This is a genomic window from Comamonas terrigena NBRC 13299 (genome assembly GCF_006740045.1).
Lineage (GTDB): Bacteria > Pseudomonadota > Gammaproteobacteria > Burkholderiales > Burkholderiaceae_C > Comamonas > Comamonas terrigena.
In genome coordinates this window covers 95185-116824 of the sequence record NZ_AP019749.1, presented here as the reverse complement: position 1 = coordinate 116824, position 21640 = coordinate 95185, and the positions used below count along the sequence as shown (strand labels likewise).

Here is a 21640-nt window from a genome sequence, read left to right as displayed (position 1 = left end):
CCCGGCAGGGCTTGCCGCCTGCGCGGCGGCAGGCCTGCGTCAGAACTGCCAGGCCAATGCGCCCAGGCCGGCAAATTCGGCATGGAAACGGTCACCGGCCTGCAGTTGCATGCAGCCGCACCAGGTGCCGGTGGTGACCACCGTCCCGGCCGGCACACTGCCGTAGGCCTGCGCCACATGCTGCAGCCAGTCGCGCAGCAGCCAGGCCGGATCGCCCAGGCTGTGCGTGCCGGTAAAGACCTGCGGCGCGCCGCCGTTGAGCGTGACGGCGCAGGTCTGCGCACTCCAGTCCCGCCCCTGCAGCACGTCCATGCCCTGCCAGTCGCCCAGCAGCAGGCCTCCGTGGCACTGGCCGTCGGCCAGCTGGGCCAGCGCGGGGGCCTTCAGGCCATCGCGCCAGCGCACGTCCACCCACTCCAGTGCCACGCACCAGGCATCCACCAGCGCCAGCGCAGCGGCGTGGTCCAGCGCCGCGGCCTGTTCGGCCGAGACCGCGCTGCCGATGCGCAGCGCAATTTCCGCTTCGGCGCCGCGCAGCTGGAACACCGGTCCGGGCGGCGGCGCTTCGGCCAGACCACTGAGCACCCCCGGCTCCGGCAGAGGGACATGCACCAGGGGCTGGGCACGGCCAGGGCCGCCGCTCTTCCAGTAGCGCGGCGCACGGTCGGCAGGCCACCAGCCATAGGTCTGCGCCAGTGCGCGCTGCACGGCGCGGGCATCATCCGGTCCGCGCAGCAGCGGTGCGACATCGGCCCCCAGGGCCTGGGAAGCGCCCAGCTTGCGCGACCACCACAGCGCATCGGCCATGGCATAGGCGTCTTCGTGCAGGTCGGGGGCCTGCTTGCTCCAGTCCGGCAGCACGTCGTGCTGGTCCTGCAGCGCGGGGGCCAGGCCGATGGGGGGGGTGTTGGCAAAGGGGGCAGGACCGCTGGCGCACCAGCCGTCCTGGCAATCGTTCTTTTCAGGCATGGTGCCGATGATGGCAAATTCCGCGTCCGCCTGTGCGGCCCGCAGGCTTTGCGCCACCTCCAGGTGACCCTAGGCGCTGCCAGGGCATGCACCGCGACAAGGGTTTTCCGCGCTGGCGCACGGCTTTCGCGCGGGAAACACTGCAACAGAAGACTTCTGTTGCAATCACTTTGTCCGAAAGTTAGACACCGATCCCAGATCATGCGCAAAATGCATGAGAGCGCAACCAACTGGCCTTGGACAGCATCCGCCGCTGTGCCTACTCTGGAAAAAAGCAGGCGGATGCCGCCCACTCGCGCAGCGGGCGGCATCCATTCCATCTCCACCCAGGCCCTACCATGCAAGCCTCCAGTACCTCCGCATCCAAACCGGCACATGCGCTGCCCTCCTACCTCAACGCCCATGACCTTGGCCCCTGGGGCAACTACCTGCAGCAGGTAGACCGGGTCACGCCCTATCTGGGCTCGCTGGCGCGCTGGGTGGAAACGCTCAAGCGTCCCAAGCGCATCCTGATCGTGGATGTGCCGATCGAACTGGACAACGGCACCATCGCCCACTTCGAGGGCTACCGCGTGCAGCACAACCTGAGCCGCGGCCCCGGCAAGGGCGGCGTGCGCTTCCACCAGGATGTGACGCTGTCCGAAGTGATGGCACTGTCTGCCTGGATGTCGGTGAAGAACGCGGCCGTGAACGTGCCCTATGGCGGCGCCAAGGGCGGCATCCGTGTCGATCCCAAGACGCTGACCCGCGGTGAGCTGGAGCGCCTGACACGCCGCTACACCAGCGAAATCGGCATGATGATCGGCCCCTCCAAGGACATCCCGGCGCCGGACGTGAACACCAACGGCCAGATCATGGCCTGGATGATGGACACCTACTCCATGAACACCGGCGCCACCTCCACCGGCGTGGTCACCGGCAAGCCGGTGGACCTGGGCGGTTCGCTGGGCCGGGTGGAAGCCACGGGCCGTGGCGTGTTCACCGTGGGCGTGGAAGCGGCCAAGCTCACCGGCCTGGCCATCCAGGGTGCCCGCGTGGCGGTGCAGGGCTTCGGCAATGTGGGTGGCACGGCCGGCAAGTTGTTTGCCGATGCCGGCGCCATCGTGGTGGCGGTGCAGGACCATACCGGCAGCATCTACAACGCCAAGGGCTTTGATGTGCCCGCACTGCTGGAGCATGTGGGCAATACCGGCGGCGTCGGCGGCTTCAAGGGCGGCGACAAGCTCAAGAACGAGGAGTTCTGGGGCGTGGACTGCGACATCCTGATTCCCGCCGCACTGGAAGGCCAGATCACGGCCAAGAATGCCGGCAAGATCAAGGCGAAGATGGTGATCGAAGGCGCCAACGGCCCCACCACCCCGGAAGCCGACGACATCCTGAACGACAAGGGCGTGCTGGTGCTGCCCGACGTGATCGCCAACGCCGGCGGCGTGACGGTGTCCTACTTCGAATGGGTGCAGGATTTCTCCAGCTTCTTCTGGACCGAGGACGAAATCAACGCCCGCCTGGTGCGCATCATGCAGGAGGCCTTTGCCGGCATCTGGCAGGTGGCGCAGGAGAACAAGGTGTCGCTGCGCACCGCCACCTTCATCGTGGCCTGCAAGCGCATTCTGCACGCCCGCGAAATGCGCGGTCTGTACCCATAAAGCCTGGACCCCGTCCAGTCCACAAGGGCCGCGTCAGCGGCCCTTTTTCCATGGCCACAGGCCACCTGCACCGAGCTTCAGTGGGGGCTGCGTTGCAGTGCCCAGGCATGGCGCTGCAGGGTCTGGCGCGCCAGGTGGAGCACCGGGGCATCGACCATGCGGCCGTCCAGCACGCACACCCCGCCCTGCGCGGCCTCCATGGCCTGCACCACCTGCCGGGCACGCTCTACGGCTTCGGGCGTGGGTGCAAACACCGCATGCACGGCGGCCACCTGCGCCGGGTGGATGCACAGCTTGGCGCCGAAGCCCATGCGCTGGGCACGCCGGGTGTCGGCGGTGGTGGTGGCTGCATCACGCGTGTCCACGGTCACCCCGTCGATGGGCTGCGCCAGTGCGCCCCGGCGCGAGGCCAGCACCAGGGCCATGCGCACCGGCAGCAGCTCGGCTTCGTCCGACGCACACTGCATGCCCGCATCCACCTGAAAATCCAGATGGCCGAAGGCCAGCCGGGCCACCTGCGGCGCGCGGGCCAGGGCATCCGCGGCATCCAGCCCGGCCACCGACTCGATCAGCGGCACCAGCGCACAGGCGCTGCCCGCCGCGGTGGCCACGCCCTGCAGCGTATCGGCCGACTCGGCCTTGGGCACCACGGCACCGGCCACGCCCTGCGCGACCAGCTGCGCCAGCGCACGCAGATCCGGTGCGTGCCAGGCCGTGCCTGCGGCATTGATGCGCACCAGCAGGCGGGCACGCTGCGCCGCAGACAGGTCGGCGCATGCGGCCAGCAGGGCGGCGCGGGCGCCGTCCTTGTCGGCCGGTGCCACCGCATCCTCCCAGTCGGCGATCACCATGTCGGCACCGCTGGCCAGGGCCTTGGGCAGGCGCTCGGGGCGGTTGGCAGGGACGAACAGAAACGAGCAGGCGTGCTGCACCAGTGCGGACATGGCAGGGATCTCCAGCTGACCGGAAGCGGTCAGAGGTATTCGGAAATTTCGATCAGGTTCAGATCGGGGTCGCGCACATACACCGAGCGTATGGGACCGCGTGCGCCGGTGCGTTGCACCGGGCCGCATTCCACGGCGATGCCGTGTGCGGCCAGCTGCTGCTGGACCTGTTCCAGCGGCACGGCCGCAATGAAGCACAGGTCCAGTGACCCCGGAGTGGGGTGCTGGGCCTTGGGCTCGAACTCCTTGCCCTGCAGGTGCAGATTGATCTTCTGCCCGTTCCAGACAAAGGCCTTGCGGCCTTCGCCAAACGTCTGCAGCTCCATGCCCAGCACGGTGCAGTAAAAGTGCACGCAGGCGGTCTCATGTGCGGTGGTCAGGACCAGATGGTCCAGGCGGTCGATCAATGCAGTCATACAGGGCTTGGTTTTATCGGCACGGCCACCGGCGGCGGCCGTGCCACAGCGGGGATTATTCGGCGGTGACGCCAGCGGCCTTGATCACCTTGTCCCAGCGGGCGACTTCGGCTTCCAGGTGCTTGCGCAGGCCTTCGGGGGTGGCTTTTTCGGGCGAGACCAGGTCGGAGCTGAGTTCGGCAATGCGCTTTTTCACGTTGTCGTCCTTCAGGGCCACGTTCAGCGCCTTGTTGATCTTATCGACCACGTCCTTCGGCGTGCCCTTGGGCGCGTACATGCCGTGCCAGACCTTCACGTCAAAGCCCTTCAGGCCCTGTTCGTTCAAGGTCGGGATTTCGGGCAGCGAGGACAGGCGCTCGGACGTGGTCACGCCGAACACCTTGGCGCGCTTGCCGTCCTTGATCACCGGCACCGTCTGCGTGGTCTGGTCGCACAGCAGGTCCACCTGGCCGCCCATCAGGTCGTTCATGGCGGGACCGGCACCCTTGTAGGGCACGGTGGTCAGCTTCACGCCCATCTGGTGCATGAACAGCATGCCGCACAGCTGCGACACGGCGCCGATGCCGGCATTGGCCAGCGAGACCTTGTCCTGGTTCTTCTTGACGTAGTCCTGCAGTTCCTTGAAGTTGCTGGCCGGGAAGTCCTTGCGCGACAGCAGCGTCATGGGCACATCCAGCACCTGGCCGATGTATTCGAAATCCTTCAGCGGGTCGTACGGCAGCTTCTTGTACAGCGCCGGCGCAGTGGCCATGCCCATGTGGTGGATCAGGATGGTGTAGCCATCGTTCTTGGACTTGGCCACGCGGGCCGGGGCGATGGTGCCGCCCGCGCCCACGGTGTTCTCCACCAGCACGGTCTGGCCCAGGCTCTGGCCCATGGGCACGGCGATCAGGCGTGCCACCACATCGGTGGGGCCGCCGGCGGTGTAGGGCACCACCAGCGTGATGGGCTTGTCGGGCCAGTTGTTGGCCATGGCGCTGCCGGCACCCAGGGCCAGCACAGCGCCTGCAGCGCAGGCACGCAGGGCCCAACGGCGGGAAGTGGAAGAACGGGTCATGGAGTGTCTCCTTAGGGTCACAGGGCAGGCATTTCTGTGGTGCCATTGCCCTCGGGGGAAAGCATGCCCGCAGCCCCCGCCGCAGACATGCCAGATTGGGTACCGATCAGGCCAGCAGCCGCGCCACGCGGGGCCACTGCGCGACCTGCCACAGCTGCTGCACCGCCTGCTGCACCTGCGCAGCAGGTACCTGACTGCCGTAGGCGGCCAGGCGCAAGGCCTTGTCGGTGATTTCCTGGCGGCTCAGCGTGTTGCCCGGGTCGCCCTTGGGCTCATCCACGCGGCCGTGCAGCGTGCGTCCATCGGTGGTCTGCACCGTCACTTTGCCGATCCAGCGTTGCGGATAGGCGGCGTCGACTTCGGGGTCGAGTGCCATCGTGACTTTGTTGCGCAGGGCCACAGTGTCAGCGGCCAGATACTGTTCGTCGAATTCGGTCAAACCCGCATGACCAAAGCGCGCGGCCAGGGCCAGCACGGTGCCCATGGAGAACTTGCTCTGGTGCACCGTGGCAGGCGAGGTGACCGGCCCCAGCACATCAATGGCCCCCTGGTGCACATGGCAGATGACCTGGGCGATGTCGCCGATCTGCACGCCGTCACGTTGCATGACCTGCAGCAGGGCGTCGGCCGCCGGGTGCGTGTGGCGGCAGGAGGCATGCCATTTGAAGCTGGTCTCCGCCGTGGCCCAGCGCGTGCCCAGGCCATCGGTGAGGCGGGCGGGGTTGGCATCGGTGCTCATGCCCGCGGCCAGCCCTTGCGGGCCGGTGAAGATGTCCTGTGCACCGGTGAAGCCGTCCTGCGCGAGGTAGGCCGCCATCAGCCCGGCCGATGCCGCGTGCGCGGTGTGCAGCTGCTTGCTGTCGGCCGCGGTGCGCAGAAACTCCCACAGGCCGGCCGCCTGGGTACCGGCCGAACCCAGCGCATGCTGCATCTGTGCCGGCGTCAGCCCCAGCAGATTGCCCACCGCGGCAGCGGCCGCCAGCGTGCCGGCCGTGCCCGTGGTGTGGAAGATCTTGTAGTGGCTGCGGCCCAGGAATTCCCCCACGCGGATGCCCACTTCATAGCCGGCCACGCAGGCGGCCATCAGCTGCGCACCGCTGGCGCCCAGGCTCTGCGCCACCGCCAAGGCCGGCGGGAATACCACGGCGGCCGGGTGGAACACCGAGCCGTTGTGCACATCGTCCTGTTCGGCCACGTGCGCGGCCGCGGCATTGGCCAGCGCCGCCATCATGGGCGAGGTGGTGGCGCTCTGGCCGATCACTTCGCACGGCCCTTGCGCCGGGCCTTGCGACAGCGCGAAGCGCGCAATGCTGTGCACCGGGCGGGCGTTCTGCCCTGCCAGCACAGAGCCGAACCAGTCCACCCACAGGTCTTCGGCCTTGCGCTGCACGGCAGCCGGCACCTGGCTCCATTGCAAGGTGCCGGCGAACTGGGCCAGCGGGTGGATGGCGACTTGGTTTTCTGCTTTCATGGCGGTCTCCTGGGCTCCTGTACTTTGGGGCGCTTGGCATGCCCGTGCGATGTGCGTGCTGGGGTCGTGCTCAGGCCGTCTGTGCCTGCTGCAGCGCGGCCACCTGCTCCGCGCTCCAGCCCAGCTCGGCCAGGATGGCGGCGTTGTGCTGGCCCACGGCGGGAATCGGGTCCATGCGGTAGTCGAAGGCGCTGTTCACGCCCGGCGGCAGCAGCGCCGGTACCTCGCCCGCCGGGGTGTCCACGGTGCGCCAGCGCTGGCGTGCCGCCAGCTGCGGGTGGGCCCACAGGCCGGCCATGTCGTTGACGCGGGCGTTGGCAATCCCCGCCGTTTCCAGCCGCTCCACCAGTTGGGCGGCGGTGAGCGCCTGGAATTCCTGCAGGATCAGCTCCTGCAGCGCCGCGCGGTGGGTGTTGCGGTTGGCATTGCTGTTGAAGCGTGCATCGGTGGCCACTTCGGGGCGCAGCAGCACGGCGTCGCAAAAGGCTTTCCATTCGCGCTCGTTCTGCAGGCCCAGCATCACGGTGCCGCCATCCCCGGCCTGGAACGGGCCGTAGGGGTAGATGCTGGCGTGCGATGCGCCGGTGCGTGGCGGCGGGGTGGCGCCGTCGTAGGCGTAGTACAGCGGGTAGCCCATCCACTCGCCCATGGCTTCGAGCATGGACACATCGATGTGGCTGCCCTCACCCGTCTTGCCGCGCAGCAGCAGGGCCGAGAGGATGTTGGTGTAGGCGTACATGCCCGCCGCAATGTCGGCCACCGAAATGCCGGATTTGCTGGGCGTCTCCGGTGTGCCGGTGACGGACAGGAAGCCGGCCTCGCTCTGGATCAGCAGGTCGTAGGCCTTCTTGTCGCGGTAGGGGCCGTCGCTGCCGTAGCCGCTGATGTCGCAGACGATCAGCCGGGGGTTGTGCGCCTTCAGCGCCTCGTACGACAGACCCATGCGCGCTGCCGCGCCGGGCGCCAGGTTCTGCACCAGCACATCGGCGCTGGCCAGCAGCGCCAGCAGGGCCTGCTTGGCCTGGGGCTGCTTGACGTCCAGGGCCAGGCTTTGCTTGCTGCGGTTGATCCAGGTGAAGTGCGAAGACTGGCCGTTCACGCGCTGGTCGTAGCCGCGCGCAAAGTCGCCGCTGCCAGGGCGTTCCACCTTGATGACGCGCGCGCCCAGATCGGCCAGCTGGCGCGTGCAGAACGGTGCGGCCACCGCATGTTCCAGCGAGACGACGGTGATGCCGTCCAGCGGACGGGGGCGTTCAGAGAGTGCCATGTCGGATGTCCCCCGGTGCTCAGAAGGAACGGGGCAAGCCCAACAGGTGCTCGGCCACGTAGGAATAGATCAGGTTGGTGGAGATGGGTGCCACCTGGTAGAGCCGCGTCTCGCGGAATTTGCGTTCCACGTCGTATTCGCAGGCAAAGCCGAAGCCGCCGTGGAACTGCAGGCAGGCGTTGGCCGCTTCCCAGCTGGCCTTGGCCGCCAGGTACTTGGCCATATTGGCCTGGGCGCCCATGGCTTCGTGCCGGTCGAACAGCTCGCAGGCTTTCCAGCGCATCAGGTTGGCGGCTTCCAGCTCGATGAAGGTTTCGGCAATCGGGAACTGCACGCCCTGGTTCTGGCCGATGGGGCGACCGAACACGGTGCGGTCCTTCACGTACTGGGTCACGCGGTCCATGAACCAGTAGCCGTCGCCGATGCACTCGGCGGCGATCAGCGTGCGCTCGGCGTTCAGGCCATCCAGGATGTACTTGAAGCCCTTGCCTTCTTCACCGATGAGGCTGTCTTCGGGCAGCTCCAGGTTCTCGAAGAACAGCTCGTTGGTCTCGTGGTTGACCATGTTGGGAATGGGGCGCACGGTCATGCCCTTCTTCTCGGCCTCGCGCAGATCGACCATGAAGATGGACATGCCTTCGGACTTCTTCTTCACCTCGGCCAGCGGCGTGGTGCGTGCCAGCAGAATCATGAAGTCGCTGTGCTGGATGCGGCTGATCCACACCTTCTGGCCGTTGATGACGTACTTGTCGCCCTGCTTGACCGCGCTGGTCTTGATCTTGGTGGTGTCGGTGCCGGTGGTGGGCTCTGTCACGCCCATGGACTGCAGGCGCCATGCGCCGCTGGCGATCTTGGGCAGGTACTTCTGCTTCTGCGCTTCAGAGCCATGGCGCAGCAGCGTGCCCATGTTGTACATCTGGCCGTGGCAGGCACCGGAGTTGCCGCCACAGCGGTTGATTTCTTCCATGATGACCGAGGCCTCGGTCAGGCCCAGGCCGGAGCCGCCGTATTCCTGCGGGATCAGCGCTGCCAGCCAGCCGGCTTCGGTCAGCGCGTTGACAAAGGCTTCGGGGTAGGCGCGCTCTTCGTCCACCTTGCGGAAGTACTCGTCCGGAAAGCCTTTGCACAGGTCGCGGATGGCATCGCGGATTTCGGGGTAGTTGTTGCTCTGGGTCTGTTCAATCATGGCGTGGTCTCTTTCAGCCGGAACGGCTGCTGGCGTGGCGTGCGGCGGCGCAGGCGGCCGGGGTGTGGGAAATGCGCAGGCCGCTCAGGCCAGCGTGGCGGTGGCCTGCATGGTCAGCCAGCCCTCGTGGTCCTGGGCCCACAGCTCGATGGTCTTGCCGTCTGCCGAAGGTGTGCCGTGCACGCTGAAGGCATGCAGGTCGAACGTGGGGCGCACGGCCTTGAAGGCAAAGCTGGTCAGCTGCGCGCCAGGCACGCTGCGGCGCACCAGGTCCACCAGCAAGGTGGCGATCAACGGGCCGTGCACGATCAGGCCGGGATAGCCTTCCACCTGGGTGACGTACTGGCGGTCGTAGTGGATGCGGTGGCCGTTGAAGGTCAGCGCCGAGTAGCGGAACAGCAGCACATCGTCCGGCACGATGGTGCGCGACCACGCGGCCTGGCCGGCCAGCGGCGGGGTCTGCGGGGCCGGTGCGGCCTCGCCCGGCTGGGCCAGCGGGCGGTAGACGATGTCGTGCTCCTCCGTCAGCGCCACGCCCCGGGCGTTGCGGAACTGGTGCTCGACCTGCACAAACAGCAGCTCGCCCGAACGGCCGGCCTTGTGCCGGACCGACTGGATGGTGGAGAGGCGCTCCACCTCCTGCCCCACCCGGAGCGGGTTGCCGGCGTCCCAGCGCAAGCGCCCGCCCGCCCACATGCGGCGCGGCAGCGGCACCGGCGGCAGAAAGCCGCCCCGCCGGGGGTGACCGTCCGGGCCGATCTCGCTCTGGCGCGCATGCGGCAGGAAATACAGCCAGTGCCACAGCGGCGGCACCACGCTGCCCGGAGCGGGCGGGGCATCGTCACGGTCCAGCGTGGCCGATAGCGCACGCAGCGGCGCCGTGGTGATGCTGTCGGGCGTGGTCTCGGACTTGCCTTGCCAGGTTTGCAGATGGGCCAGGGCGGCGGCGTCGATCAGGGGGGAGAAATCGCTCATGGTGCGTGCGGTCCAAAGCCCAGACACACAAGCCGGGCCGATGGCGCATCTTGGCGCTGTGATGCCCTGTCTACAATCACACAGTTTGCAAGCCATCCTTCCGTTTTTTGGAAGGCTTGCTGTTTTAAGTAGAAACCCTCTGCCGCCATGCAACTGGAACTCAAGGACCTGCGTCTATTTCTTTTGATAGCGCAAACAGGAAGCCTGACACGTGCTTCAGAGCAATCTCACCTCTCGCTGGCGGCCACCAGCGCACGCATCAAGGCGCTGGAGGAACAGGCTGGCATGCCTTTGCTGATTCGAGAGGCTCGCGGGGTCCGCCTGTCGCCGCCGGGCGAGGCCTTCCTGCACCATGCCCGCGCCATGCTGGAGCAGACCCGCCAGCTGCAGGCCGATCTGCAGGAATACGGCGCCGGCCTGCGCGGCCATGTGCGCGTCTTTGCCAACACCACGGCGGTGACGGAGTTCATGCCCGACATCCTGGCCGCCTACCTGATGCAGCACCCCCACATCAGCGTGGACCTGCAGGAACGCCCCAATGCCCATATTGCGCACGACATCCGCGAAGGCCGGGCCGATCTGGGCATCATCGCCGGCGAGGTGGACACCCACGGCCTGACCAGCCTGCACTTCAGCACCGACCGCCTGGTGCTGGTCACCCCCGACACACCCGCCTGGCGCAGCCACCAGCAGCTCGCGTTTGCCCAGGTGCTGCACGAGCACTTTGTCGGCATGCACCGCCACAGCACGCTGCAGACCTTTCTGGACCAGATCGGCCAGCAGCTGGGCCACACACTGCGGCTGCGCATCCAGCTGTCCAACTTCGATGCCATGTGCCGCATGGTGGCCGCCGGCGTGGGGGTGGCCGTGGTGCCGGAAAGTGCGGCGCTGCGCCACCGCAGCCAGAGCCCGCTGCACCACGTGCAGCTGCAGGATGCCTGGGCCGTGCGCCCGCGCTACATGCTGCTGCGCGAAGGACAGACGCCCTCCCCCCATGTGCAGGCCCTGATGGATGCCATCCAGGCCTACCACCTACCCCAGCACGCGCCGCAAGCGGGCGCTGCGACTGCCGGATAGGCCACGGACAAGGCGGCAGGCAGCCCACAAAAAAGCGGCCCCGCAGGGCCGCAACGATGGATCACTCACACAAGCCGTTTCAGAGCGCGCCGGCCAGCTCCTGCGCCTCAATCTGCGGATAGAACTCCCGGTCCTCGCGCAGCATGCGTTCGTGCAGCTTGCGCAGTACCAGGTTGGCGTCGTCGCGGAAGCCTTGGGCATCCTCGCGCACGCGCTGGCTGGTGTTCCAGCGCCGCGCAAAGGCGTCGTAGGCCGCGGCGATCGGCACCATGTCACTCTGGTAGTGCCGCGCCAGCCGGGCCAGATCGCTCTGGCGGTCGGCCTGCAGCGCCGGGTACAGCACCTGGTCCTCCACCGCCAGGTGCAGCTTGATCAGCGCGCTCATGGCCACGATGCCCTGGGCAATCGCCTCGGCGTGGGTGTCCGCGCCGGCACGGGCCAGATCCCGCAACTCGGCGATGCGGCGCTTGATGTCGCCATGCTGGTGCTTGAACTTGTCGATCTGCATCACATGCCTTTCACCAGCAGGGCCTCGGCCGGGGCCGCAGCCGCAGGGGTGCCGAACAGGCCGCGCACCACCTGCCAGCTCACGCACAGGGCGCCGACGATGAAGACGACGTCACCGAAGGTGCGCACCCAGCGCAGGGTCTGCAGGAAAGGCTGCTGCAAGAAGGCTTCGCTGCGGGCGTACCACAGGCCTTCGCTGACGCTGGCGTGGAACTGGAACAGCCCGATGGGCAGCAGGCTGGTGAACATCATCAGCGCCAGGCCGGCGTTGAGCCACCAGAAGCCGGTTTTCATCAGGCTCTCGCTGAACACCAGCTGCGGGCGCACATAGCGCAGCACCATCAGCGTGAAGCCCAGGGCCAGGAAGCCATAGACACCGAACAGCGCGGCATGGGCATGCACCGGCGTGGTGTTCAGGCCTTGCAGGTAGTACAGCGAGATGGGCGGGTTGATCATGAACCCGAAGACCCCTGCCCCCAGCATGTTCCAGAACGCCACCGCCACAAAGCACATCAGCGGCCACTTGAGGTGTGCCATCCAGGGCGTGCGGTGCTGCAGGCGCCAGTGTTCCCAGGCCTCATGGCCCAGCACCACCAGCGGCACCACTTCCAGTGCGCTGAACGATGCACCCACGGCCATCACCGGGGTGGTGGTACCTGCGAAGTAGAGGTGGTGGAAGGTGCCGGGCACGCCGCCCAGCATGAACAGCGAGGCCGAAGCCAGGCTGGCTGCCGTGGCCATGCGGTAGGACACCAGACCCAGGGTCGAGAAGATGAAGGCCAGTGCCGTGGTGGCAAAGACTTCGAAGAAGCCTTCCACCCACAGGTGCACCACCCACCAGCGCCAGTACTCCATCACCGACAGGTGGGTGCGTTCACCGTAGAACAGGCCGGAGCCGTAGAACAGGCCGATGCAGACCACCGAGCAGGTCAGCAGCGCCAGCAGGTTCTTGTCCTGACCGCTGGGAGCCAGCAGCGCAGGGAAGATGCCGCGTGCCATCAGCACCAGCCAGAAGACGATGCCGGCGAACTTGCCGATCTGCCACAGGCGACCCAGGTCCACGTACTCATAGCCCTGGTGGCCCAGCCAGAAGTTCCATTCCGGCGGCAGCACCTGGGCAATGGCGAAGTAGTTGCCGATGAAGGAGCCCACGCACACCACGACCAGGGCCCAGAACAGAATGTCCACGCCCAGCTTCTGGTACTTGGGGTCCTTGCCGCCATTGATCAGCGGCGCCAGGAACAGGCCGGCCGCCAGAAAGCCGGTGGCAATCCAGAACAGGGCGCTCTGGATGTGCCAGGTGCGCACCAGCGCATACGGGAACCACTGCGACACATCCACGCCGTAGAACTGCTGGCCTTCGACCGTGTAGTGGGCGGTGAAGCCGCCCAGGAACACCTGGGTGGTGAACAGCGCCACCACCAGGAACAGGTACTTGCCCAGGGCGCGCTGCGACGGGGTCAGTGGCACGCGGCTGAGGGGATCGTGCACCGGCGGGGTAGGATCGTCTTCCTCCTGCTTGCGCAGGAAGGACCAGCCCCAGACCAGAAAGCCCACGCCGGCCATCATTACCACCACGCTCATGATCGACCAGACCAGGTTCTCCCCCGTGGGCTGGTTGCCGATCAGCGGCTCGTGCGGCCAGTTGTTGGTGTAGGTCGCGCCGCTGCCGCCCACATCGGCCGGGCGTTCGGTCGCGGCGGCCCAGGCCGTCCAGAAGAAGAAACCCGCCATCTGCGCGCGGCGTTCCGCGCTGGGCAGGGTGTTTTCCTTCATGGCGAAATGCTCGCGGCTTTTTTGCAGCGCCGGGGCATCGCTGAACAGCTCGTCGTAGTACCGCGCCGTACGCGCAATGGCCTCGGCCCGCAGGTCCGACACCGTGGCCGTGCCCGTGGCGGCATCGAAGGTGTTGCTGCGGTATTCGGTCTTGAGCCGGTCGCGCAGCACAGCCTGGGCGGCGGCATCCAGCTGGGCAAAGGGCTTGCCCTGCTCACGCTCGGCCGCCACCTCCAGCCAGGCCGTCAGTTCGCGGTGCAGCCAGTCGGCCGTCCAGTCCGGCGCCTGGTAGGCGCCATGGCCCCAGATGGAGCCCAGCTGCATGCCCCCGACCGACTGCCAGGCCGTCTGGCCGTCGAGGATGCTTTCCTGCGTGTAGAGCACCTCCCCGCCGGCCGTGGCAACGCGGTCCGGAATCGGCGGCGCCTGGCGGTAGACCTCGCGGCCGTAATAGCCCAGCATGCTGAAGGTGACGATCAGCACCGCGATCAAGGCCAGCCAGTGTTTGCGGTAGCTACCCATGGTGCACCTCCGGGGCCGCCATGGCGGCTGCAGGGTGGTGGTTCAACGAAGTGTTCATAGTGCCTTGCCTGTAACGATGGATGGCAGGCTGTGAGCAAAGCCGGGGCCAGCCCTATCAGGCAATCAAATCAAACACTTGCAACACCATCAGGTGTTTTCCACCCCACCTCAAAAGGTGCAAATCACCCGACGCAGGGTCATAAGCACCCTGCATCACCACGACATCCGGCCACTGCCACACACACGGACTTCGGCAGGGACACCGGGGCGGTCAGAGGCGGCTGGAGCGCGATGCGGCCCACAGGCTGTTCATCTCGGCACAGAATGGCTGGGCGCATTCGGCGCGGCCCTGGTACTGGCAGCCAGCGCGGTTGCATTGGCCGTCGCTGCCATGCTGCTGGCGCTCGCGCGGCAGCTGGCCGCTGGCCTGTTGCTGGGCCATGTGCAGCCAGGGATCTCCGCCCCGCGCCAGCAGGGCCTGGTAGGCCTCCTGCGGCAGCATGCCGGCGGGCAACAGGCCCGCCGTGACCGCCTGCTGTGCGACCTGGCTGGCCGCCATCGGCATGGGCTGAAACTCCAGCTGCAGCACGGCACTGGTGCGCATGGCCTGGGTCTGCGCCGCGGGCAGTCCTTGCGGCGCCAGCACCAGGCCGAACGTGGCATTGGCCAACTGCTGCACACTGCTGCCGTAGGGCAGCAGCAAGGCCCCCAGGGCACTGCCGGACAGTGCCGGACCGCCCCCTGCCAGTTGCGCCCCCAGCGCCTGGCCCAACACGCTTTGCGCCTGGGCCCAGGCCACGGGAACCCGCAGCGTCAAGGTGAAAGCCCGCTCGCCATCCGGGCCCTGCAGCACGCCCTGCTGTACCAGCCAGTTCTGCAACGCCGGCAAGGCGGGCCGCACGGTGGCCGCTGGCGTGCCGGCTCCAGCCGTCTGCCCGGCAGCACCGGAAGCACCTGGCGATGCGGCCGACGCCGCTGCCGCGCCGGCACCTGCGGGCGCCTGTGGCGCAGGAGCAGCGGACGCGGGTGTGGTTGAAGGCGGGACCGGTGCCCCCGCCGTACTGCCGGCCCCGCTTTGCAGCACCGCCTGGGCCAGCGCCGCAGGCCAGGACTGCACGCTGAGCAGTTGCTGCGGCAGCGGCTGGCCGGCCGAAGCCTGCTGCACCAGGGCGGCCAGCAAGGCCTGCCACTGGGGAGTGACCCCACCCGCCGGCCAGTTGGCGGGCAGCTGCACCGTGCCCCCCTGGATCTGCTGCACCAGCTGGGACACCAGCTGGGCAAAGGCCTCTGCCTTGATCGCCTGCTGCGCCTGGGGTGACAGGTTGACGGTCTTGGCCAGGGCCGCCTGCGCCGCCGCCAGGATGGGTGCCACCTGAGCGGCAGAGGCCACGCCCGAGACTGGCAACACGGCACCGGCCGCACTGGTGGCGGCCGTGGGCGCCGCAGCGGCAGGGGCTGCGGTCGGGGTGAGCGAGGAAGGCAGGGAGGTGGTCACGGCCCGACTGTAGAACAGTTGCGCCCGCCAGGCCCTACGGGCATGCCCGGCGGTGCCATGCCAGAGCTACCGCACGGCTCGCTTGCGCTGCAGGCCACCGTGGCAGGGCGTGCCATGTTTCCACCTGGCTGAGGGTGCGCACCGCGCCTTCAGGCGTGGGCGGGATAGAACAGCTTGCGGGTGGTGGTGGACTGCACGGCCCGGGCGATGGCGCCGATATGGTCGGGCGTGGTGCCGCAGCAGCCGCCGACGATATTCACCAGGCCTTCGGCCGCAAATTCATGCACCAGGCGGCCGGTGATGTCGGGGGTCTCGTCAAAGCCGGTGTCGCTCATGGGGTTGGGCAGGCCGGCATTGGGATAGCAGCTGATGAAGGTGTCCGGTGCGGCCTTGGCCAGCTCCTGGATGTAGGGGCGCATCAGCGTGGCACCCAGCGCGCAGTTCAGGCCCACCGACAGCGGGTTGCTGTGGCGCACGCTGTGCCAGAAGGCGGTGACCGTCTGCCCGCTCAGAATGCGGCCCGAGGCATCGGTGACGGTGCCGCTGATCATGATGGGCAGTCGCTCGCCGGTGGCATCGAAGGCTTCCTCGACCGCGAACAGCGCGGCCTTGGCGTTGAGCGTGTCGAAAATGGTTTCCACCAGGATCACGTCCGCGCCGCCTTCGATCAGGGCCACGGTCTGCTCGAAATAGGCCTGGCGCAGCTGCTCGAACGTGACGTTGCGGGCCCCCGGGTCGTTCACGTCGGGGCTGATGGATGCGGTCTTGGGCGTGGGGCCCAGGGCGCCGGCCACATAGCAGATGCGGCCGTTGACGCTGTACTTGTCGCAGGCGGCGCGGGCCAGCTGGGCGCTCTTGAGGTTCATCTCGCGCGCCAGCTCGGCCATGCCGTAGTCCTCCTGCGCCACGGTCGTGGCGCCGAAGGTGTTGGTTTCGATCAGGTCCGCTCCGGCCGCCAGGTACTTTTCATGGATGTCACGGATCACGTCCGGGCGGGTGATGGACAGCAGCTCGTTGTTGCCCTTCACGTCGCGGGGAAAGTCGGTGAAGCGATCGCCTGCGCCATCGGCGCCGCTGTAGCCTTCGCCCCGGTACTGGGCCTCACCCAGCTTGAAGCGCTGGATCATGGTGCCCATGGCCCCGTCGAGGATGACAAGGCGTTGGGCCAGGGTGGCGGGCAGTTCTTGGGCGCGGGTGTAGGTGGGCAGGCTCATAACCCCCGATTGTAGGAAGAGCGGCCCGCCCCGCGCAGCAGCGGGTGCATCGCGGCCCGCGCGGGCCGGCAACCCGTCAGCCGTCACTGCGGCCGGTAATGGCTGCGCGCCATGCGGAAGGTCAGGTTCCAGCGCCGGGGCCCCAGCAGCGGGTGGGCGCCGTCCTGCAGCGGCAGCACCCCGTGGTAGGCCATGCGCGTGGCGCCGCCCCAGACCAGCACATCACCGTGCAGCAGCGTGAAACGCCGCACCGGGCTGCTGCGCTCCAGCCCGCCCCACTGGAAGCGGCAGGGCAACCCCAGCGAGACCGAGACGATGGGCGCGGCCCAGTCCTGCTCGTCCGCATCGCGGTGCAGGCCCATGCGGGCCCCCGGCAGGTACTGGTTGACCAGGCACACATCCGGCGCATAGCCGGGGTAGCCCGCCGCCGCTGCTGCGGCCACGGCCTGGTCACGCAGGAAATCCGGCATCGCCGGCCAGGCCACGCCGGTGTCCGGGTTGGTGGCGCTGTAGCGGTAGCCCGCCGCATCGGTGACCCAGCCGTAGGCGCCGCAGTTGCTCATGCGCACCGACATGGGCTTGCCGCTGGGCGTGCAGCTGGCCCGCAGCGGCTGCAAGGCCAGCACCTGCTGCACGGCGGCTATCCACTGCGTCTGCTGCTCCAGCGCCCAGCCGCGCAGCAGCCAGGCCCCATCGTCGATGGCCATGCGCTCCACGGGCTGGGGCGGGTCATCGAACAGCGAGGCCGTCATGGTGCGTGCCCGGCGGCTTAGATGGGCCGTCCCAGCACGGCCGACAGCGCCTGCACAAAGCGCTGGTTGTCTTCCTGCAGGCCCACGGACACGCGCAGGAACTGGGTGAAGCCCGGCTCCTTCCATGGCTTGATGATGACGCCCTTGGCCAGCAGGCCTTCGGCCACCACGGCTGCATCGCGCCCCACTTCCACAAACAGGAAATTGGTGGCCGACGGCGCCACGCGCAGCCCGGCAGTGCGCAGGCGCTGGGCCAGCGCCTCGCGCTCCAGCACCGTGGCCTGCACGCTGCGGCGCATATAGGCTTCGTCCTTCAGCGCGGCCATGGCCGCCACCTGGGCGGCCTGGTTCACGTTGAACGGTGTGCGCACCCGGTCCAGCAGGGCAATGGTGGCGGCGTCTCCCGCCACGCCATAGCCCACGCGCAGACCGGCCAGGCCCCAGGCCTTGGAGAAGGTGCGCAGCACGATCCAGGGCTTGCCGCAGTCCTGCAGCTGGGCCAGGGTGTCGGGGTAGCCGGGCGTGAGGCTGGCGTATTCCACATAGGCCTCGTCCACCACCAGCAGGGTCTGCGGCGACGCGGCCTGCAGCAGCTGGGCGAACTGCTCGGCCGTCCACATGCAGCCCACCGGGTTGGACGGGTTGGCAATGAACGCCAGCTTGGGCGCACGCTGCAGCGCGGCGCACCAGGCGGCCAGATCGAATTCCAGATCGGCCGTCAGCTCCACCAGCTCCACGCTGGCGCCCATCATGCGCGGGTAGATCTCGTGCAGGCCGAAGGACGGGCGCTGGGTCAGCACCACATCGCCCACGCCGGTGAAGGCCTGGCACAGCATCTGGAGGATGTCTTCCGAACCGTTGCCCAGCACCAGCTGGCCTGGCTGCACCGCGTGGCGGGCGGCCAGTGCATCGCGCAGCGTGGTGGCACTGGCGTCCGGGTAGTACTGGATCTGGCGTGCCAGATCCACCAGGGCCGCGCCCACGCGGGGGCTGGGACCATGGGGGTTCTCGTTGCTGCCCAGGCGGGCGATGTGCTGCACGCCGTAACGGGTGCGCACGGCATCGGACGACAGACCGGCGTTGTAGGCAGGCAAGGTGGGCACTTCGGGGCGTGCCAGTTGGGCAATGTTCTCGTTCATGGCAAAAAAGGCGGCGCGGTGCGGGGTGCCGTCGCCGCCGTTGTCTCTCAGGGTTGTGCCGGCTGCTGCACCCAGGTCAGGGCCGTCTGCAGCAGCTGCTGCAGCGTGGGCTGGAGGGCGCCGGCACGTTCGGGCAGGTAGGCAAAGGGCAGCGTTTCCTGCATGTAGCTGCACTGCGTCAGCTCCAGCTGCACGGCGTGGATGCCCTGCTCCGGCTGGCCGTAATGGCGCGTAATGTAGCCGCCTTTGAAGCGGCCGTTGAGCACCGCCGTGGCGCCGGGGGCCTGCTCGGCAATGGCCAGCAGCTGCTGCGCCAGTTCCGGCGCGCAGCTGGCGCCATCGGCGGTTCCCAGGTTCAGATCGGGCAGCTTGCCGTCGAAAAAACGCGGCAGCACCGAGCGGATGGAATGCGCATCCCACAGCAGCACACGGCCATGCTCGGCACGCAGGCGGTCCAGCTCGGCACGCAGCTGGGCATGGTAGGGCGCCCAGTAGGTGCTGCGGCGGCGCGCCACTTCGGCGTCGTCCGGCTGGTCCTCGGCACGCTGGTACAGGGGCGTGTCGTCAAAGGTGTCCACCGGGCACAGGCCGGTCACGCTCTGGCCGGGGTAGAGGCTGGCCCCATCGGGGGAGCGGTTCAGGTCCACCACATAGCGCGAATGGGTGGCCGCCAGGATGGAGGCGCCCATGGCCTTGGCAAAGGCGTAGAGCTCGGGCATATGCCAGTCGGTGTCGGGCACCTGGCGGGCTTCGTCGGTGAGCAGGGCCGCGATGTCGGCCGGCACATGCGTGCCCGCGTGCGGCATGGACACCAGCAAGGGCAGGGAGCCCTGGTGGAAATGGAAGGGAGCGATATCGGTCATAGCGTGCATGGGAGAGATGCGGGCCTGGGAGGCCAGGTGGTTTACAGGTCGAACACCTTGCCGGGGTTCATCAGATTCAGCGGGTCCAGCGCAGCCTTGATGGCGCGCATGGCCGCCAGTTCCTGCGGCGTGCGGCTGGCATGCAGGAAAGGCTTTTTGTGCAGGCCGATGCCGTGCTCGGCCGAGACGCTGCCGTGGAACCGTTCCACCTGCGCGTACAGCGCGGCTTCCACCGCGTCGCATTCGCCGCGGACGGTGGCGCCGTCGGTGGAGACATGCAGATTGCCATCGCCCACATGGCCGAAGAACAGCGTGTGGTGGCCGGGCCAGCGCGCATCGAAGTCCGCCTGGATGGCTTGCGCAAAACGGCCGATGTCGGCCTGCGGCAGGCTGACATCGAAATTGATCGGGGGGTGCATCTGGGTGTTCAGCTCGGCCGGCGCTTCGCGCAGCTTCCACAGCGTGCGGGCCTGGGTGTGCGACTGGGCGATCACGGCGTCGGCCACTTCACCTGCTTCCATGGCTTCGCCCAGGGCCTCTTCCACGGCATCGCGCAGACTGGCTTCGTCCTTGCCGTCCACGTCGATCAGCGCCAGCAGCGGGTGGCGCTCGGCCAGCGGGGCCTGCAGTTTCTGCCACTGGATGGAGGCCTGCACAAAGCTGTCCCACATCAGCTCGAACGCGGCCACGCTGTTGCCGAAACGGCCTTGCATGCGCTGCAGCACGGCCAGCGCAGCGTCGAAATGCGGCACCGCCACCAGGGCCGTGGCCTTGGCCTGGGGCATGGGGCGCAGGCGCAGCAGCACGCGGGTGATGACGCCCAGCGTCCCTTCGGCGCCGATGAAGAACTGCTTGAGGTCGTAGCCGGTGTTGTTCTTCAGCATGGGGCGCAGCATGGGCAGCACCGTGCCGTCGGCCAGCACCACTTCCAGACCCAGCACCTGCTCGCGCATCATGCCGTGCTGCAGCACGCCGTTGCCGCCGGCATTGGTGGAGACATTGCCGCCGATCTGGCAGCTGCCGCGTGCGCCCAGGTCCACGCCGAACACCATGCCGGCCGCCACGGCGGCTTCCTGCACCGCCTGCAGCGTGACACCGGCCTGCACCGTCACCAGGCCGGTGCGGGCGTCCACGGCTTCCATGGCATTCATGCGCTCCAGCGACAGCGCCACACAGCCTTGCACCGGCACGGCACCACCGGCCAGGCCGGTCAGACCGCCCTGCGGCACCACGGCGATGCGGTGGGCATGGCACAGGCGCAGCACGGCCGCCACCTCCTCGGTGCTGCGCGGACGCACCAGGGCCAGCGGGGCCACGGGCGGCTGGCCGCTCCAGTCGGTGTGGAAGCGCGCTTCCACCGCAGCGCCCGTCTGGACGGCCGCGTCGCCCAACTGCTGCTGCAGCGCGGAGAGAAAAGAGTCGATGGAGGGAAGGGACATGGGAGCAGGAAACCTTTTCAAACGGCACACAGCCCCCGGGGTGAGCCGGGGGCTGCGGGAGATGCACCTCGGCATTGTCGTGCCATGCGCCCGGTGCCGTCAGGCCCTGCGGCAATTCCGCTGTGGCCCATCGGGCAAGTGCGCCCCCTCAGAACACGTGGGCGTAGCGCAGCAGCAGAAAGTTCTCGCCCGGATTGGGCTCCTTGATGCCGGCATTGGAGCTGTGCTGGATGCGCAGCGACAGCTCATGCGCCCGCTGGGGGCCGAAGTTGCGCCCCAGCCCCAGATGGCTGGAGAAGTTGACCCGGCTGCCGAAGGCATCGCTGCCATTGCGGTAGTGGCGGCTGAACCAGCTCACACCGGTTCCCAGTTCCACAAACCAGGGGGATTGGCCCCCAGCACCACGCCAGCGCAGGCTGGGCCCCAGGCCCAGCACCAGGGTGTTGCGCCGCGCCGATGCCTGCGGGCGGCTGGACCAGTTGCCCAGATACCCGTCCCACTGCCCGCGCACCACACCGCTGCCCAGTGCCCAGGACCAGCTGGTCCAGGGCCAGGTCAGGCCCACGGTGGTGGCGTAGGCTTCTCGCTCACCCGCCCCGCCCTGCAGGTACAGGGTGGGGGCTTCCTGGGCCCGGGCCGGGCTCCCGGCCGCCAGGGCGGCAAAGACGGTGACGCCGGTGGCGATCCCGCGCAGGGCGTGGACATGCATGGGCTGCTCCTCGGTGGAATGGCCAGACGGTCGGGGCTGGCCTGTGTGTGTGGCCTGCCCAGTCTGCAGAGAAAACCGCGGCCCCGGAGTAGGCCGGCGGGCCGCACGCTGTCAGCCAATGCCGCATTGGCTGGGGCACCCGGGGAGCCACGCCAAGCCCCTGCAATGCCGTTGCGCGGACGGGCCGGCGCACAATAGCGGCCGCCACCGTCGGTG

Annotated in this window: 19 protein-coding genes; 2 read left to right on the top strand and 17 right to left on the bottom strand. The window is 68.1% G+C overall.

Going from position 1 to position 21640, the window contains the following annotated elements; all coding sequences use genetic code 11:
• Nucleotides 1–39: 39 nt before the first annotated feature.
• Entirely contained in the window at nucleotides 40–969 is a 930-nt protein-coding gene (locus tag CT3_RS00460) for a fumarylacetoacetate hydrolase family protein (RefSeq protein WP_083520498.1), read from the bottom strand.
• 338 nt (nucleotides 970–1307) lie between these two features.
• Between CT3_RS00460 and CT3_RS00455 the strand changes: the two genes are divergently transcribed.
• A complete protein-coding gene (locus tag CT3_RS00455; protein ID WP_066538656.1) occupies nucleotides 1308–2615 on the top strand; it encodes a Glu/Leu/Phe/Val family dehydrogenase in 1308 nt (435 codons plus the stop codon).
• Nucleotides 2616–2692: 77 nt separating this feature from the next.
• Here the strand turns inward: CT3_RS00455 and CT3_RS00450 are convergent, their stop codons facing one another.
• From CT3_RS00450 to CT3_RS00420, 7 genes are all read right to left on the bottom strand, one after another.
• A complete protein-coding gene (locus CT3_RS00450) occupies nucleotides 2693–3559 on the bottom strand; it encodes an HpcH/HpaI aldolase/citrate lyase family protein (RefSeq protein WP_066538654.1) in 867 nt (288 codons plus the stop codon).
• A 29-nt stretch (nucleotides 3560–3588) separates the two neighbouring features.
• Entirely contained in the window at nucleotides 3589–3966 is a 378-nt protein-coding gene (locus CT3_RS00445; protein WP_066538653.1) for a VOC family protein, read from the bottom strand.
• 64 nt (nucleotides 3967–4030) lie between these two features.
• Nucleotides 4031–5032, bottom strand: a complete 1002-nt coding sequence (locus tag CT3_RS00440; RefSeq protein WP_066538649.1) for a tripartite tricarboxylate transporter substrate binding protein BugD — start codon at nucleotides 5030–5032, stop codon at nucleotides 4031–4033.
• 106 nt (nucleotides 5033–5138) lie between these two features.
• Nucleotides 5139–6503, bottom strand: coding sequence for an MmgE/PrpD family protein (locus CT3_RS00435; protein ID WP_066538648.1), 1365 nt, complete (start codon nucleotides 6501–6503; stop codon nucleotides 5139–5141).
• A 70-nt stretch (nucleotides 6504–6573) separates the two neighbouring features.
• Nucleotides 6574–7770, bottom strand: a complete 1197-nt coding sequence (locus tag CT3_RS00430; RefSeq protein WP_066538647.1) for a CaiB/BaiF CoA transferase family protein — start codon at nucleotides 7768–7770, stop codon at nucleotides 6574–6576.
• Between the two features lie 19 nt (nucleotides 7771–7789).
• Nucleotides 7790–8956 (bottom strand): acyl-CoA dehydrogenase family protein, encoded by a 1167-nt coding sequence (locus CT3_RS00425; protein WP_066538641.1) that lies wholly within the window; start codon nucleotides 8954–8956, stop codon nucleotides 7790–7792.
• 84 nt (nucleotides 8957–9040) lie between these two features.
• The gene (locus CT3_RS00420; protein WP_066538639.1) at nucleotides 9041–9931 is read right to left on the bottom strand and encodes an HTD2 family dehydratase; all 891 of its coding nucleotides are present in this window, start codon (nucleotides 9929–9931) and stop codon (nucleotides 9041–9043) included.
• A 147-nt stretch (nucleotides 9932–10078) separates the two neighbouring features.
• On the opposite strand from CT3_RS00420, the gene CT3_RS00415 reads away from it, so the two are divergent.
• Complete coding sequence (locus CT3_RS00415) at nucleotides 10079–11008, top strand: LysR substrate-binding domain-containing protein (protein ID WP_066538637.1); 930 nt, start codon at nucleotides 10079–10081, stop codon at nucleotides 11006–11008.
• 79 nt (nucleotides 11009–11087) lie between these two features.
• Here the strand turns inward: CT3_RS00415 and CT3_RS00410 are convergent, their stop codons facing one another.
• The 9 genes from CT3_RS00410 to CT3_RS00370 form a co-directional block, all read right to left on the bottom strand.
• A complete protein-coding gene (locus tag CT3_RS00410) occupies nucleotides 11088–11516 on the bottom strand; it encodes a hemerythrin domain-containing protein (RefSeq protein ID WP_066538634.1) in 429 nt (142 codons plus the stop codon).
• Complete coding sequence (locus tag CT3_RS00405; protein WP_066538632.1) at nucleotides 11516–13813, bottom strand: nitric-oxide reductase large subunit; 2298 nt, start codon at nucleotides 13811–13813, stop codon at nucleotides 11516–11518. Before CT3_RS00405 ends, CT3_RS00410 begins: the two co-directional genes overlap by 1 nt.
• 271 nt (nucleotides 13814–14084) lie before the next feature.
• Nucleotides 14085–15308 (bottom strand): hypothetical protein, encoded by a 1224-nt coding sequence (locus CT3_RS00400; RefSeq protein WP_066538627.1) that lies wholly within the window; start codon nucleotides 15306–15308, stop codon nucleotides 14085–14087.
• A gap of 149 nt (nucleotides 15309–15457) precedes the next feature.
• A complete protein-coding gene (locus tag CT3_RS00395) occupies nucleotides 15458–16522 on the bottom strand; it encodes a homocysteine S-methyltransferase family protein (RefSeq protein ID WP_066538626.1) in 1065 nt (354 codons plus the stop codon).
• Nucleotides 16523–16605: 83 nt separating this feature from the next.
• The gene (gene alkB / locus CT3_RS00390; protein WP_066538625.1) at nucleotides 16606–17274 is read right to left on the bottom strand and encodes a DNA oxidative demethylase AlkB; all 669 of its coding nucleotides are present in this window, start codon (nucleotides 17272–17274) and stop codon (nucleotides 16606–16608) included.
• A 17-nt stretch (nucleotides 17275–17291) separates the two neighbouring features.
• Complete coding sequence (locus tag CT3_RS00385) at nucleotides 17292–18413, bottom strand: histidinol-phosphate transaminase (protein ID WP_066538619.1); 1122 nt, start codon at nucleotides 18411–18413, stop codon at nucleotides 17292–17294.
• Nucleotides 18414–18460: 47 nt separating this feature from the next.
• A complete protein-coding gene (gene hutG / locus CT3_RS00380; protein WP_083520487.1) occupies nucleotides 18461–19276 on the bottom strand; it encodes an N-formylglutamate deformylase in 816 nt (271 codons plus the stop codon).
• A 41-nt stretch (nucleotides 19277–19317) separates the two neighbouring features.
• Nucleotides 19318–20715, bottom strand: a complete 1398-nt coding sequence (locus CT3_RS00375) for an FAD-binding oxidoreductase (protein WP_083520486.1) — start codon at nucleotides 20713–20715, stop codon at nucleotides 19318–19320.
• Between the two features lie 148 nt (nucleotides 20716–20863).
• Nucleotides 20864–21424 (bottom strand): acyloxyacyl hydrolase, encoded by a 561-nt coding sequence (locus CT3_RS00370; protein WP_066538613.1) that lies wholly within the window; start codon nucleotides 21422–21424, stop codon nucleotides 20864–20866.
• Between the last annotated feature and the right edge of the window lie 216 nt (nucleotides 21425–21640).